Genomic DNA, 14,697 nt, shown 5'->3' on the forward strand with positions numbered 1-14,697 from the left:
GATTAGCAACCACAGTCACCGTGATCATGATCATATTCGCTATCTAAAGGTATTAATTCAAAATTATCATTTTCTCTGATAAAAATACTATCCAATATCAACTCAACCTTCTCAACTTTATCACCGAACACTCTTAATGTCTGACCATCTTTATTAAGTTTTCCTTCAAAATCTGTTCCTTTAGAGTGATTGATGAGCTTATAGCTTACACCCTGATCTATTAAATCTTGCGGTAGCAATTTCTTGAGATCAAACGCTTTACTAAACAACCCTGAAGTTGGCAAAGCAATCATTGGCGCATTTATTTTAGCCCCCGCAACCATCTCCTTCTTCACCGCTTTAATCTTAACCGTGCCTGGACACACCAGCTTAATACCACTGTCATCGATCGTAATAGAAGCCCCAGCTGACGTTTGCAGCTTAATACGCTTAGGACTCGACACATTGACCTGTCCCGACTCACTACCGATTGTCATACTTTGCTGACTGTGCAGCTGCAACTCACCGCCCTGTGCCTGTATCGCCACAGGTTTGGTATTGGCACTGATATGTAATCCTGACTGAGCCGCTTGACCGCCAACCCCTGAGAGTGAGTCAATCGTATTTGCCGTCAGCGCATAATTGCCTGCGACCATATCTGATTGCGTGCTGCCTGATTGCCTGACGATGGTTTTCGCCGTCCACAGCGTATTGCTACTTGATGCGAGGATACTATATTTGCTTACTAGCAGTACATCTGCTGCGCCAAGCACTTCGGTGTTTAGCGTCTCATCAATGATTTGTGCTGTACTCTTAAAGCCTTCTATTGACGCTCGGGCATTAGTAAGCGCCTTGGTCGATTGCAGATGTGCATGTTTGGCCTCCGCTAACGTCTCACTCAGCTCAGCGCCCAACTTAAGCTGCTGCTGTCCTGCATCATTGACCCACGCAGACTCATGCTCGGTTTGCGTGTGTCTGATATCAAAGGTAGAGAGTAGAACGCCCGTATCACCAGTGATTTGTAGCCCATGATCGGTGGCAACATTGATGCCTTGACCACTATCACTTGATTGATGATTGCTAAAGCGATGGCGTAGCGTGCCCAATGCGACGATATGCTCATCAGGGGCAAAGGTAGCGCTAGAAGTGATGGTTGGTGTCTCGGCATTGGCGCGTGTGCCAGTATTTGCCGTCCACTGTAGACCGACCTTGTTAGGCGTATCATCAAAACTCATCGCCACTTCAGACTCAGCCGTCAGCCCGTATTGAGCAATACCAGAGATCCAGCCGCTATGAGTATCATCGTCACTGATTTGCGAGTGACCAAGCCCACCGCCATGCCATCTAGGGGAAGCACCGCCTTTGAGGTTATGTCGATTAGATAAACCTGCATCCTGAGTGGTGATGTCTTTCTCGTCCACATCACCCATACCGATACCGTCAAAGAGCGCACGGCTGATCACGGGACTGTCAATATCACCATACCAGTGGTTAAGGAGTACGGACTGTCCGATACGCGGGGCGAACTGCCAACCATGAGTGCTACCTGATGACAACTGCAATGAGCGTAATGGCGGGGTAGTGCCATCATCATGAGGACTCAGTCCTGACCAGACAGGTGTAGTAATGGTTTGTTGTAGATTGTCGTTAGTGATACTAGAGGCATAACTAGGAGAAGGCGAGCTACTCGTATCTCCCGTACGCGCTTGCGTCAGGCCGTGATAAGTACTACTGGCAAAAGACAAGCTGCTTGGATAAGGACGATAGGGGATGGTAGCTTCAAGTAGCGTAGCTGATACCCAAACCCCAGTATCACGAGCGATATTAAAGCCATGATCGGGCATTGATAATAGGTTCGAGCTTGTGGTACGGCGTTGTATGAGATGTACAGTTTGCTGTAACCACTGTTTGATAAAGGCCTGATGGTGATAAGACACGCTATCGTTGTCAGGTTCAATGCCGATCAATATCACTGCGGTACAATGCGTCGATAAGCTGCCAATGGAGGGTAGGTTGTTGATACTCACTGGACTACCGACACTTAGACCACGCATGGCGCCAGTCGCTTGATACGTCTCACGCTGACAGCGATTGGCCGCGATCCACTGTTCAGCAATCGCAGTCGCCGCATCATCGCTGTGCACACGTGATGGTGCACCGATTAATACAGTTGCATCCTCTATCGCAAGCGGTGATTCATCGACGGCTTGACCTTCATAAATGGTATCAGCCGCAAGGCCATCTGCTCGTACCATAACCAGATGACTGCCTAGCTGCTGCGTAGTCATTTGCAGTGCATTGACGCTGTCTTGACCGGACTGTACTGATGATTGGGCATAGCTATAGGTTAGAGGCAGTCGCTCATTTTCATCGAAACCACTGACCAACCACCACGTCCCCAAGTCATCAACTGACTCTCCTGATACCCACAAAGTAGAGACACCAATATCCGCTAGCAGACCAGTGACAAACTCATAGTCACTGACATCCGACTGCGTGCGTATAGGTAAGGGTAGAGACAAGCGCTCTGAGTAGGCACTGTCTGATGACAAAAGAGACTCAGAAATTTGCCACTTTATATCATAATCACCGAGGATAGCGGTCAGGATATCGAGGGTGGATTGATTGATAAAACTGCGAGTATGTATCGACTGCGTCAATTGCCAATCAGGGCTCACGACCTCTAACGCATAAAAATGCATCGCGCCATCAGACTGCTGATAACTGATACCTCGTATGAGGCCAGTACGGCAAGTAGGCGTACGATTAGAGGATAGCGTGGTCAAGCAGATAGGCGTACCGACCAACGATAAACAAGCGTCCGAGTCCAAAAAATCGTAACTGAACACTAGTATGTCAATGATATCGGTTTTATTGACACCGCTAGCCCCAAAAAATGCAATAGGATAGAAAGCATTGGTTGTGAAGCTGTCGGCATGAACGGTAATTGTATGTAGGCGACTGGTATTAGAAGGCATGAGAGGGGTACCGTTACTACTGGCTTTATACCAAGGAAATGGCCCGAATTGGATTGTTGCTGAATTATTTGTCAATAAAAGTATAGAGTTTATTGAAATATTGTCAAGTGTATGTATAATCAATCTCACCTAATTCTTCTACTTGATAGACTTTAGTTAGATTTTTACGTCAACATACTTCCTTTTATACTTAAGTGATGATACCGCACCTATGAATCATATTTATCGTACCAACCTAAAAACGATGGGTTTGCTATCTATAGTACTGAGCGCTTCGATGGTAATAACTGGTTGTAACACGACTGCTAAAGAAGGAAAAAGTGCCACTGTCAAGGCATTGAGTCAGCCATCACTTGTGTATTTAGCAGATGCCAATCCAAGTGATTTTGAAGCATGGATGACTGTCGCTAAAAGCAACTATGACTCAAAAAGTTATGCGCGGGCATTAAGAGCGGCTAACGAAGCCCTTAAGTTTGATAAGCAAGCAGTTGAGGCGCGTCAAATAGCCATGCTCTCATCTATCAAATTAACAGAGAATAATATCAGTGTTTATCACAACGATTCATTAATGGATAGTAGTGATAAAGCCATGCTTAAGAACAAGCTAACCAATATTACAACCTTGATACAAAACTCTAATTAGAGCTTCTAATTAAAGCCTCTGGTTTGATTAAAAAGCTTTAGAGCAAAGACACTCAAAGTAAAAAAGTATCCATCTAGTACTTACGCACTTAATACCAATAACGACGAGCACCGACTTACGATGACCAGTATCCAACGCAGTATTAACGTCAGCTTTAAGCTACCGAAAGCACTCTTGGCGGGTTTGTTTATCATGGGTTCAGCGATGAGTGCTGCACACAGTGAGCTTGTGATTCAAGAAAAAGATCCAGGCTCTAGTATTGTCAATCAATTCGCCACGCTTAAAAATGCAGATGCCAAATCACCACAGCTGCATCAATTAATTGCAAATTTAAATCAAAGGCTGGCTGTTAATCCCAATGACTCTTTGGCATGGGAAGTCTTGGCACAGATTTACTATAACAATGGCTATCATGACTATGCGGTCTATGCTGCTAGTGAAGTAATTGATCAAGGTAAGAGCACGGCTGAGCTCAAAAATATTTTGTTGAATAGCAGTCTCATTATTGCTCAAAAACAATTGCAGTCTGGTTACTTAAATAATGTCGATGCGGCATTTAAAAAAGAGTATCAGCACGCTTTGAGTAAGATAGCTGGTGATGTTTACGGGTTTAATTACGATGAGTCTTTGCCAAAACCACCGAAGGTTGTAAGACGTAGCGTCCCTAAAAAAACAAGCAGCACAAAGAAATCAGCTGCTCCTGTTAAGAAAAAAACAGTAGTGAAACCAAAAAGAACTTACGTTAAACCAGTTATTCAAAAGCCTACCCCTACTAGAAGCAATACTCCTGTATCTACTGATCCATTTGATATATTGCGTTGAAACCAGAAACTGCTGAGGTAATTAATTATGGCAAAGCAAGACAGTGTGCAAAAGAAACTCGCAAAAGTACGTGCTCCTCGTGTACATCTTACCTATGACGTCGAAGTTGGTGATGCGATCGAAACGAAAGAAATCCCTTTCGTGGTCGGTGTGCTAGGAGAGTTCTCAGGAGATTCTAAACTTGAGCAACCTCGCTTCAAAGACAAAAAGTTCGTCGAAGTGGACTTGGATACCTTTGATGAGGTGATGTCAGGTCTAGCACCTCGTGCGACTTTCCGTGTCGGTAATGACTTGAGTGATAAAGGCGGTGAGTTTGCCGTTGACTTGGCATTCAATAGTATCGATGACTTTCGCCCTGAAGCTGTCGCTGACCAGATTGAACCGTTAAAGCAATTGGTACAAGCACGAGATCGCTTAGCAGATCTACGTAATAAGATATCAGCCAACGAAAAACTCGAAGATCTATTGGATGATGTGCTCAAAAATACTGAGCAAGTCAAAAAAATGGCTGAACAAAACCAAATTGACGGTGAGGATTAAACGATGAGTGCCCAAGCCCAGCAGAATATAGCAACGGATTCAGTAAATAGTGAAAGCTACGACTTGCTTGAAGAAATCGTCAATAAAAGTAACGTTGCCAAATCCGATGATGAAAAAAATCGTGCGAAGTCACAAATCGCCGAGCTTGCCAACGAAGTCATGCAAGGTACTGTGACGTTATCAGATAACTTGGCTGCCTCGATTGATGCTCGTATTGCACAAATTGATGCGCTGATATCTAAGCAGTTGACGACCGTCATGCATGCGCCTGAGTTTCAAAAGCTAGAGTCTAGCTGGCGTGGTTTGCACTATCTATGTAGTCAAACGCCCTCAGAGTCTATGCTGAAAATCCGCATGATGAATACCACCAAGCGTGAGCTCACCAAAGACTTTCAGTCTTCAATCGATTTTGACCAAAGCACATTGTTCAAAAAGATCTACGAAGAAGAGTTTGGTAGCTTCGGTGGCGAACCTTACGCTGCCATCGTTGGTGATTTTGAGTTTACTCGTCAAAATTCAGACATGTACCTACTCGAGCAACTGTCTCATGTCGCTGCTGCGGCTCATGCGCCTTTCGTATCAGCAGCATCTGCTGAGATGTTTGGTCTGGATTCGTTCACCGATATCGGTCGTCCTCGTGATCTATCGAAGATATTTGAAACTGCTGAATATATACGCTGGCGCGCGTTTAGACAGTCAGAGGATGCTCGTTACGTCGCACTGACTGCGCCTAGATTCTTAGGGCGCCTGCCTTATGATCCTAAAGATGGCACGGTGGTCGAAGGATTTAACTTTACCGAAGACGTTTCAGGTAGCGACCATAGTGATTATCTATGGGTGAACGCAGCTTATGCATTTGCCTCACGCTTGACGGCTGCCTTTTCTGATTACCGTTGGTGTGCTGCTATTCGTGGTGTAGAGGGCGGTGGTTTGGTTGAAGGTTTACCTGTCCATACCTTTAAGACAGATGAAGGGGATTTGGCACTCAAGTGTCCAACTGAGATATCTATTACAGATCGCCGTGAGAAAGAGCTCAGCGATTTAGGTTTCATTCCATTAGTCCATTGCAAAAATACCAATTACGCTGCTTTTTTTGGGGCGCAATCAGTACAAAAAGCCAAAACTTATCAAAACGATGATGCCAATGCCAATGCTGCGCTATCGACGCAGATTCAATACATTATGGCTGTGTCACGTATTGCCCATTATCTAAAAGCGATGATGCGCGATAAGGTTGGTAGTTTCTTAGCACCTGGTAATGTTGAGACGTTTTTGAACGACTGGATTTCACGTTATGTCTTGTTAGATGACGGAGCCTCACAGGAAGCAAAAGCCCAGTACCCACTGCGCGAAGCTTCTGTACAAGTTGTAGAAGTACCGGGTAAGCCTGGTGTCTACAAGTCAGTGGTCTTTTTGAGACCACACTTTCAACTTGACGAATTGTCTGTTTCTTTGCGTCTGGTTACTCAACTGCCGCAGTCTAGCAACAGCTAATCGTTTATTAAAAACTAACGTTAAATTTAATTTTTCAAAACAAGGTATGTGACATGAAAGATATTTATATTCAGTTCCGTGGTAAATATAAAATTGATGGCGAGTCTCGTGATAGCGAGCATAAAGGTTGGCTTGAAGTAAACACTTGGGATCACTTGATCCGTCAGCCAAAATCAGCGACAGCAAGTAGCGTTGGTGGTCACACTTCTGAGCGTTGTGAGCATGCTGACATGACGTTTATGAAAGATTTGGATTCGACCAGTCCTAAGCTATGGGAAGCCTGTTCTGCCGGTTACACGTTCGATGAAATTCAAATTGATTTTTATCGTGCCAACGGTGACAAGCGCGTTAAATATCTTGAAGTGAAGCTTAAGCATGCGCTTATCGCAAGTGTTGAGCCAACCGTACGTTCAGAAGGCGTACCAATCGAAAAAGTCGGTATCAAGTATGCTGCTGTTGAGTGGACTTACACCCAGCAAGATATCGATGGTACTGCTAAAGGCGCTGTGACTAAGAAATGGTCACTAGCCAATAACACTGCTACTTATACTGCCTAAGTCAGGCTGTATCAGGTGTTTTCTATCTTATCGTACCGAAAAAGAAAGGTTTATATCTAGGCCTTTCTTTTTTACTTTTCTAAATAGGAATGATCGTATCGATGAACTACGCTACTAATGCCTCTAACAAAGAACTTGGGTTTCGCCCAAATTTGTTCGAACAGTTATTTGATGATCAGCCTCGTCATTTGGCGCATGAGCTCGTGGTGCGTCGCCTTAATATTGATGAGTTAAAGTCTTCTGTCGCGCGAGATCTTGAGGCTTTATTGAATACGCGCTGTGTGGTTTCTAGCAAGCTGCAAGAGTATCAGCACGTGCGCTCATCAATATTGAATTTTGGCATATTGGATTTTGTAGGACTCAGTAGTGCTAACCCTGCTGACTGCGATTATATCTGTCGACAAATCGCAACAACCGTTGAACAGCAAGATACCCGGCTAAAAAATGTTCGAGTATCGCTAGATATTGGCGCGGTTGATGTCAATCAGCTGTGTTTTTCGATTGAAGCGTTACTGAAAGTGTATCCAGCACAAGAGCTTGTTAGCTTCGATGCGTTCTTTGAGCCAAGCTCTCAACGTTACTTAATAAAATAACCCATATCAATGCTTAACCGACAGAGTTGGCAGCGATAACCGTATTGAGGCATCATGGACAGTCTACTTCCTTATTTTGAGCATGAGCTTAGCCTGTTTAATAAACAGTCAAAAGAGTTTGCCAAAAAGTACCCAAAAATAGCCAATCGGTTATTGATGGGGCACGATACCGTAGATGATCCACATATTGAACGGTTGATACAGGCTTTTTCTCTCATTAGCGCACGTATCAATAAAAAACTAGATGACTCGTATTCTGACTTTACAGAATCGTTATTAGAAGTTGTTTATCCTGATTATCTCAAACCCTTTCCATCCGTCTCTATCGCACAGTTCAATCTAGGCGTGCAGGGCAACGCGATGAGTGAAGCGGTCTTGGCACCGAAACAGAGCACATTTGCCACCCAAAAGATAAATGGGACGCCTTGCCAGTTTCAGTCAACCCAAGACGTGACGTTGTTACCGATAGAGATAGATAGCGTCAGCTTTGAGACTCGCCAAGAAATCTATGACAATCAGCATGGTCTGCTAAATGGTTGTATCAGTATTAAGTTTAAGGCTCTGAACCCAAGCTTTGACTATCAGGCGTTATTAAGTCATTCGTTAGATTTGTATATAGACGAAGATGCCAGTCAGGGCACCAGTCTCTGGGATTTATTATGGTGTGATGTCAAGCAAACGCACCTTCATGGTAGGCAGGTTAACAAGATAACGGGTAGTCCGTTTGAGATTATAGGTTTTGACCCTGAACAGCAAGTGCTCCCCAGTCACCGTGTGAGTAATGCCGCCTCTGCTTTATTAAAAGAGTATTTTTATTTCCCTGAAAAATTCAACTTTTTACGCCTAAATCTTGGCCGTGCTTGTCCAAATTTAAAAATCGATAGCACTGGCTTTGAGATTCGCTGTTATTTTAAGTTTGATAAAAAAAACACCATTCGCCTAAAAAACTTGCAGCAGCTAAGCGCTAGCAGTATCAAGTTGTTTTGCACGCCTGTTGTCAATCTATTCAAAGCTGCTGCCAAGCCTATCCAAGTGACCCATCGTTCTGTCTATTATGATTTGGTGCCAGATACGCGCGCACTTTTTCAGCATGAAATCTATGAGGTCAATAAAGTCATAGAGTCTAAGCAAAGCGACAATCGTCTGATACAACGCGAATACCATCCGTTTTATGCGCTCAATCACTATGAGCAGCAAGATGAAGGCCGTTATTATCATATTAAACGTGATAAAGACATGGCTGAGTTTAAGCAAGGTTTTGAATACCAGATTATGTTTGTAGAAAAAAACCGTGAAGACTTGTCAGGCGCGGTGAGCATGAGTGCTTCTTTGTTATGTACCAATAGAGACTTGCCCGCCCAAGTAATATTTGGTCAAAGCCGTGGCGATCTGTTTAGTGAAGGTATGACAGGATTTAGCAGTTTGTCACTATTAAAGCAGCCAACCAGAACGGCACGATTTGAATACACAGGTGAAGAGCGTTGGCGATTGATATCGCTGATTAGTCTAAATTTTTTATCATTGGCAGCCCAAGATGCGGAGCTGATGAAAGAGTATCTGTCGCTTTATGATATTACCCAATCAGCATCTAATAAGCTGCTAGTTGAAGGCATCGTTTCTGTCGAAACCAGTATTGCGGCTAGGCGTATTCAGCGCTTACCGCAACCTGGGTTTGTGCGTGGTACGGTCATTGATATTCAAATTAACCAAAAGAATTTTGCTGGAGTGAGTATCCGCCAGTTTGCCCATTTATTGGCTCATGTCTTTGGCTATCACGCTAGCTTGAATAGCTTCGTTGAGGTTGCCATTAGTGATGCCGTTACGAAAGAGGAGATATACAGATGTCAGCCACGCAGCGGTCTCAGTCCTCTTATCTAACGGATTTACTGGCGGCGCCGCAATCTTATGAGCTCTTGCAAGCGCTGCGCTTGGTTCAGCATGAAGTTAGCATGGGGCATGCGCCTATCGAAGTGCGTTACCGTGCCTCGTTGTCATTGGCATATCCGCAAGCTGAAATTGAGTCAATGGCGCTCATTGCCCAAGACAATATGGAAGGCAGTGACAATTTAGTAGAGGATGATCAAATAAAGGCCAGTTCGTTAATGGTCAGACAGATAGAGGTTTGCCCAGCAGTTATCGGACTTACGGGCCCATTATCGGCTTTGCCCGCTATGTATACCGACCATCTAGCATCGCGAGTCAATCATGCAAAAGACAAAGCGGCACCGGCATTCTTAGATTTATTTAACCATCGTTTAACTGATTTGTATGTCGAAGCGAGCTGGTTTTATAACTTGCCATTACAGTATGAGTTAAAGGATAAAAAAGACAGCTACCTGTTGAGCTTGCGGGCACTGGCACGTCAGCCCAAAAAGTTGACTGCCATCGACAGCTTGATTGCCTATGCTGGCATGATTGCCCCCGGACGTCTGACCGCTGATCAGTTAGCACATGTACTGTCGCACTTTTTGGATAGCACGGTGAGTGTGGAGCAGTTCGTACCAGAATGGTTTGACTTGCCAGCTAGTGAGCAGACCGCGCTTGGTGGACAACATGCAGCACTTGGCTTATCTGCATTTTGCGGTGCGCGCGTCGTACAGTTCGATAGCAAAATTAGAATCGTATTTCACCAGTTGGATGCCAAGCGTTATTTGAGACTATTGCCAGCCGGCGATATGTATCAAGTCATCATTGATTTTATTCGTAGATGGTGCGGTGTTTGCTTGGCAGTCGAGATGCAACTGGAGTTAGACAAGCAATATATTACCCCTTTGTCGTTGTCTGAAAGTGGTTTTGGCGGCTTGGGGCAAGGTGGTTTCTTGGTATCGCAGCCCGCCACTCATCATTATGATGACACTCGCTACGCGTTGCCTATTCAGTAAATGTTTTATGGTTAATAGATAGATAAGTTGCTTGCTCATTTAGATGACTATCGAGTGAATTGAAGACACGCCCTAAGAGCCATACACCAGTTTTATAAAAATAATGTTAAGTCTAATCAGAATGCCAAAGGAAAAGGTTTATGAGCCAGTTAAAAGCTGTAATTACCCGCTTGAGTCCGAGTTGCCGACAGTGTTTGCAGCAGGCAGCTAGGCTTTGTATCAATAATGGTCATCGCGAAGTTGATACTGTTCATTTGCTACATGAATTGATAGCGACGCCGCACAATGATGTGGCTCAAATACTGAAATTCAATAAGATTAATCAGCAGTCATTATTAGCAGACATCACAGACTTGCTACATACTTTTGGTCAGGCAACAGGCTCAACGCCTGTGTTTAGCCAAGGGTTGATGGCGTTGTTAGAAGATGCGTGGGAGCTAGCGAGTAGCCAGCATAATCAAAGCGCTGATAATAACAGTCCACTAGAAATCCGCTCTGGGCACATATTACTGGTGTTATTGGCGTATGAGCGTTATCAGTCATTATTAAAAACTCTCCCTGAGCAGCTGCAGTATATTGATCGTTTTACGCTAAAAGATGATTATGAGCGTCAGTGTCTCGGCAGCACCGAGGGTAGTAGCTCGACCAATCATAAAGGCATCAATAAAGATGCTGAGGGTAGTGTAGATGATAGTACGGACAGTCAGGCGTCTTTAGACGCTAAGCAAACTGAAGCTAAGCCAACCCCTGCGTTGGATAAATATACTTACGATTTGACCGCAAAGGCCAGTGCCGATCAAATAGATCCAGTGATAGGCCGTGAGTTTGAGATTCATCAGCTGATCGATATTTTGATTCGTCGTCGTCAAAACAATCCTATTTTGACAGGTGAGGCAGGGGTAGGTAAAACTGCTGTGGTGGAGGGCTTGGCGCAAAAGATAGTTGCTGGTCAAGTACCTGATCAGCTCAAAGACGTGACGATACGTAGTCTCGATATGGGGCTATTGCAAGCTGGAGCGAGTGTCAAAGGTGAATTTGAGAATCGTCTAAAGCAAGTCATCGAAGAAGTACAAGCCTCGGTACAGCCGATTATCTTGTTCATCGATGAAGCGCATACCTTGATTGGCGCTGGCGGGCAAGCAGGTCAAAATGATGCGGCGAATTTGCTTAAGCCTGCGCTGGCTCGTGGTGAGCTGAGAACCATTGCTGCGACGACGTGGTCAGAGTATAAGAAATACTTTGAAAAAGACGCTGCATTGTCACGTCGCTTTCAGGTAGTTAAAGTTGATGAGCCTGATATTGATACGGCAGTGGCGATGATTCGTGGTTTGAGTGCCAAGATGCAGGCGCACTTTGGCATATTGATAGATGATGATGCACTGCAAGCAGCCGTTGAGCTATCAGCACGCTATATCAGCGATAGACAGCTGCCTGATAAAGCGGTCAGCGTATTAGATACGGCGGCCGCACGGGTGAGCTTATCGAAGACAGCCATGCCCAATCAGCTGGATAGATTACAAGCCAAAGGTGTGCAATTAGAGCAGCATATCAATAATCTCAGTCAACAGCTTGAGCGTATCGGCGGTGTGGACGAAAAAGAAAAAGTCAGCCAAAAAATTGCCGTGCTTGATGAACAGCGTCAAACCAATCAGCAAAGTATCGCTGACATGACCAGTCGCTGGTATGAGCAACGTCAGCTTAATGATCAGCTTGATGCACTCAATCAGCAGTTGAATGGTAAGGCTGATGGTGCTGATACGCTCAGTGCAAAAGAGCGCTTAGACAAACAATCTGAATACCAAAGCATTGAGCAGTCGCTAAAACAAATACAAGAGACACATCGTCTCATTCATCCTGTATTAGACAGACAAGTTATTAAGCAAGTTATCTCAGATTGGACTGGTATTCCACTCAACGATATGGCGGGGAATGAGAAAGACCATATCTTGAATTTGGCTGATACCTTACAGACGCGCGTCATTGGCCAAGACCATTCTGTGGCTGCTATCGTGAAGCGGATTCATACTGCAAAAGCACGGTTAGATGACCCCAATCGCCCGCAAGGGGTGTTTATGCTCGTCGGGCCAAGTGGTGTGGGCAAGACAGAAACCGCATTGGCGCTATCAGAGGTATTGTATGGTGGTGAGCGTAATCTTATTACCATCAATCTATCAGAGTATCAGGAAGCGCATAGTGTTGCCTCCTTAAAAGGCTCGCCTCCAGGTTATGTTGGCTATGGTGAGGGTGGCGTGTTAACGGAGGCTATCCGCCGTCGTCCCTATAGTGTGCTGTTGCTTGACGAAGTAGAAAAAGCCCATCCAGACGTGTTGGATTTGTTTTATCAGGTCTTTGACAAAGGGGTGATGGAAGACAGCGAAGGGCGCTTAATTGATTTCAAAAACACGCTTATTTTATTGACCAGTAACGTTGGTTCATCGCAGATTATGCAAGCGTGTATCAATACTGATCCAGCCGTTACTGATTTTAGTTTGCCCGACAGTGATAGCCTAAAGCAGGTGATCAATCCGCATTTATACAAAGCCTTCAAGCCTGCCTTTTTGGGTCGTCTAACGGTCATTCCTTACTATCCATTGACGGATGACGCGCTCGCAGAAATCATTCGCCTAAAACTGGACAAAATTACTGGCCGCATCCGTGACAATTATGATGTGCCTTGTGTCATTGATCCTGAAGTCATTGAGCTCATTTTATCGCGCTGTCATGAGGTCGACTCTGGTGCACGTAATGCCGATGCCATCATCAGTCATACCTTGCTACCGCAGCTGGCAGGTCAGCTACTGGCTCACGATGACAGTCAGAGTGTGCTAAAGAAAATTACTGTATTCGTCGATGATGAAGATAATTTTGCGTATCGTCTTGATACTGATGCGGTTGTGCCACTGAATCAAATGGCGCAATACAGTGAAGATGAGACTGAGGATAAGGTTAAAAAGTCGGCAAGCAAACCAGTTTCGGCCAAAAAGCCTGCTGCTAAAAAGCCAACAGTTAAAAAAACAGCACGCAAAAAACCTGCTAAAGAGGAATTACTATAATGAACACTAATAACTCTTTAGCCACCAATATGGATGCCCTTATCGCTCCTATTGATGGCAGTCATCATGGTGTCGGCGAAGACCTGACTTTTGATTTACGTATCGATGCCATCGTTGCTGCTCGTCAAGAGGACGATCCACTGCTGGCACAAGGCAACTGGGTCACTGAATTAAAAGTCGCTGATTGGGATTTTGTCAAAAACCAGTGTGCAGAGTTGCTGAGCCATACCAGTAAGGACATGAAGTTGGCGCTTTGGTACGTTGATGCCTTGAGTCATACGAATCATCTGGCAGGTATTAGTCATGGGCTAAGCGTATTGCAAGCATTCAATGACGAGTACTGGCTCACCATGTATCCGCCATTGGATGGTGAAGAAGACAGCATGGATATTAGGGCAGGGCTACTGTCATGGTTTGTAAAAGCGCTCACTGATGACCTAAAACAGCTATCGCTCTCTGATACAAAAACAGAAAAATATAATTATAACTATTATCTAACCGCTCGTGACCATGACAAGCAGCGTCAGCAGAATCCTGATAGCGAATCGTCCAGCCAATTGACGCTTAGTGATTATAACCAAGCCATCAAAAGCAGTAGCGAATCATGGCAACGCGCATTGATGACGACTCTGAGTACCGTTACCGAGCAGTGGCAGGCATTGTCTGACCAGCTTAATGACCTCATGGGTATCGATGCGCCTGTCTTCGCGCCAGTGACAGAGCTGCTGGCTGGACTGAAGCAACACCTGCACTCATTGATACCAGAGCAGGCTGATATGGTAGACAGTAATAGTCAAGAAGGCATTGACGATATGGAAGAAGGTTTTTCTACTGAGAATGCAGTGCTAAATGATGGACAAGCAATTGGTGCAAAAACAAGCGCATCAACCAGCTTTAATCCAAACAATCGCGATCATCAAAGCAATCGCCGGCAAGCGCTTAAATTATTGGGTCAAATCCAAGATTACTTTGCGACCAATGAGCCGCACAGTCCAGTGACATTTTTACTCGGTCGAGCGATCAATTGGGCTGATATGCCGCTAGATCAATGGCTCACACATATCATCAAAAATGAAGACCAGCTTGCTAATCTTTCAGACATGATTGGTATTCAGCCAAAACGTGAATCATCTGATGACAGTTATAGCTAAGAAGA

General features: G+C 44.7%; 11 protein-coding genes. 10 read left to right on the plus strand and 1 reads right to left on the minus strand.

Annotated features, from left to right (window positions below):
* Positions 1–2 precede the first annotated feature (2 nt).
* Positions 3–2,957: a contractile injection system protein, VgrG/Pvc8 family gene (locus tag AAEY75_RS03950; protein WP_352258533.1), complete on the minus strand. Its 2,955-nt coding sequence runs from the start codon at positions 2,955–2,957 to the stop codon at positions 3–5.
* A 211-nt stretch (positions 2,958–3,168) separates the two neighbouring features.
* On the opposite strand from AAEY75_RS03950, the gene AAEY75_RS03955 reads away from it, so the two are divergent.
* The 10 genes from AAEY75_RS03955 to tssA all read left to right on the plus strand — a co-directional run bounded on the left by AAEY75_RS03955 (position 3,169) and on the right by tssA (position 14,692).
* Positions 3,169–3,600 carry a hypothetical protein gene (locus AAEY75_RS03955; RefSeq protein WP_352258535.1) on the plus strand — a complete coding sequence of 144 codons (432 nt, stop codon included), beginning with the start codon at positions 3,169–3,171 and terminating at the stop codon, positions 3,598–3,600.
* A gap of 120 nt (positions 3,601–3,720) precedes the next feature.
* Positions 3,721–4,422: a tetratricopeptide repeat protein gene (locus AAEY75_RS03960; protein WP_352258537.1), complete on the plus strand. Its 702-nt coding sequence runs from the start codon at positions 3,721–3,723 to the stop codon at positions 4,420–4,422.
* Between the two features lie 27 nt (positions 4,423–4,449).
* Positions 4,450–4,962 carry a type VI secretion system contractile sheath small subunit gene (tssB, locus tag AAEY75_RS03965; RefSeq protein WP_201551998.1) on the plus strand — a complete coding sequence of 171 codons (513 nt, stop codon included), beginning with the start codon at positions 4,450–4,452 and terminating at the stop codon, positions 4,960–4,962.
* Between the two features lie 3 nt (positions 4,963–4,965).
* Entirely contained in the window at positions 4,966–6,456 is a 1,491-nt protein-coding gene (tssC, locus tag AAEY75_RS03970) for a type VI secretion system contractile sheath large subunit (protein ID WP_110922488.1), read from the plus strand.
* A gap of 53 nt (positions 6,457–6,509) precedes the next feature.
* Entirely contained in the window at positions 6,510–7,013 is a 504-nt protein-coding gene (locus AAEY75_RS03975) for an Hcp family type VI secretion system effector (protein WP_025651832.1), read from the plus strand.
* A gap of 101 nt (positions 7,014–7,114) precedes the next feature.
* Entirely contained in the window at positions 7,115–7,606 is a 492-nt protein-coding gene (gene tssE / locus AAEY75_RS03980) for a type VI secretion system baseplate subunit TssE (protein ID WP_197100910.1), read from the plus strand.
* A gap of 54 nt (positions 7,607–7,660) precedes the next feature.
* Positions 7,661–9,484, plus strand: coding sequence for a type VI secretion system baseplate subunit TssF (gene tssF, locus AAEY75_RS03985; RefSeq protein WP_197216411.1), 1,824 nt, complete (start codon positions 7,661–7,663; stop codon positions 9,482–9,484).
* Positions 9,448–10,488 (plus strand): type VI secretion system baseplate subunit TssG, encoded by a 1,041-nt coding sequence (gene tssG, locus AAEY75_RS03990; protein WP_197216409.1) that lies wholly within the window; start codon positions 9,448–9,450, stop codon positions 10,486–10,488. The genes tssF and tssG overlap by 37 nt, the downstream gene beginning before the upstream one ends.
* A gap of 140 nt (positions 10,489–10,628) precedes the next feature.
* A complete protein-coding gene (gene tssH / locus AAEY75_RS03995; RefSeq protein ID WP_352258541.1) occupies positions 10,629–13,541 on the plus strand; it encodes a type VI secretion system ATPase TssH in 2,913 nt (970 codons plus the stop codon).
* On the plus strand, positions 13,541–14,692 hold the full coding sequence (gene tssA / locus AAEY75_RS04000) for a type VI secretion system protein TssA (protein ID WP_197216405.1): 1,152 nt from the start codon (positions 13,541–13,543) through the stop codon (positions 14,690–14,692). The genes tssH and tssA overlap by 1 nt, the downstream gene beginning before the upstream one ends.
* The last annotated feature ends 5 nt before the right edge of the window (positions 14,693–14,697 follow it).

Source organism: Psychrobacter sp. TB55-MNA-CIBAN-0194 (assembly GCF_040309505.1).
GTDB classification, from domain to species: domain Bacteria; phylum Pseudomonadota; class Gammaproteobacteria; order Pseudomonadales; family Moraxellaceae; genus Psychrobacter; species Psychrobacter fozii.

What these genes read in the sequence shown, in the direction of transcription:
- AAEY75_RS03950 (WP_352258533.1), bottom strand. Translation starts at nt 2,957, where the DNA reads ATGCCTTCTAATACCAGTCGCCTACATACAATTACCGTTCATGCCGAC.
- AAEY75_RS03975 (WP_025651832.1), top strand. Translation starts at nt 6,510, where the DNA reads ATGAAAGATATTTATATTCAGTTCCGTGGTAAATATAAAATTGATGGC.
- tssA (WP_197216405.1), top strand. Translation starts at nt 13,541, where the DNA reads ATGAACACTAATAACTCTTTAGCCACCAATATGGATGCCCTTATCGCT.
- tssB (WP_201551998.1), top strand. Translation starts at nt 4,450, where the DNA reads ATGGCAAAGCAAGACAGTGTGCAAAAGAAACTCGCAAAAGTACGTGCT.
- tssF (WP_197216411.1), top strand. Translation starts at nt 7,661, where the DNA reads ATGGACAGTCTACTTCCTTATTTTGAGCATGAGCTTAGCCTGTTTAAT.
- tssH (WP_352258541.1), top strand. Translation starts at nt 10,629, where the DNA reads ATGAGCCAGTTAAAAGCTGTAATTACCCGCTTGAGTCCGAGTTGCCGA.
- AAEY75_RS03960 (WP_352258537.1), top strand. Translation starts at nt 3,721, where the DNA reads ATGACCAGTATCCAACGCAGTATTAACGTCAGCTTTAAGCTACCGAAA.
- tssE (WP_197100910.1), top strand. Translation starts at nt 7,115, where the DNA reads ATGAACTACGCTACTAATGCCTCTAACAAAGAACTTGGGTTTCGCCCA.
- tssG (WP_197216409.1), top strand. Translation starts at nt 9,448, where the DNA reads ATGTCAGCCACGCAGCGGTCTCAGTCCTCTTATCTAACGGATTTACTG.
- tssC (WP_110922488.1), top strand. Translation starts at nt 4,966, where the DNA reads ATGAGTGCCCAAGCCCAGCAGAATATAGCAACGGATTCAGTAAATAGT.
- AAEY75_RS03955 (WP_352258535.1), top strand. Translation starts at nt 3,169, where the DNA reads ATGAATCATATTTATCGTACCAACCTAAAAACGATGGGTTTGCTATCT.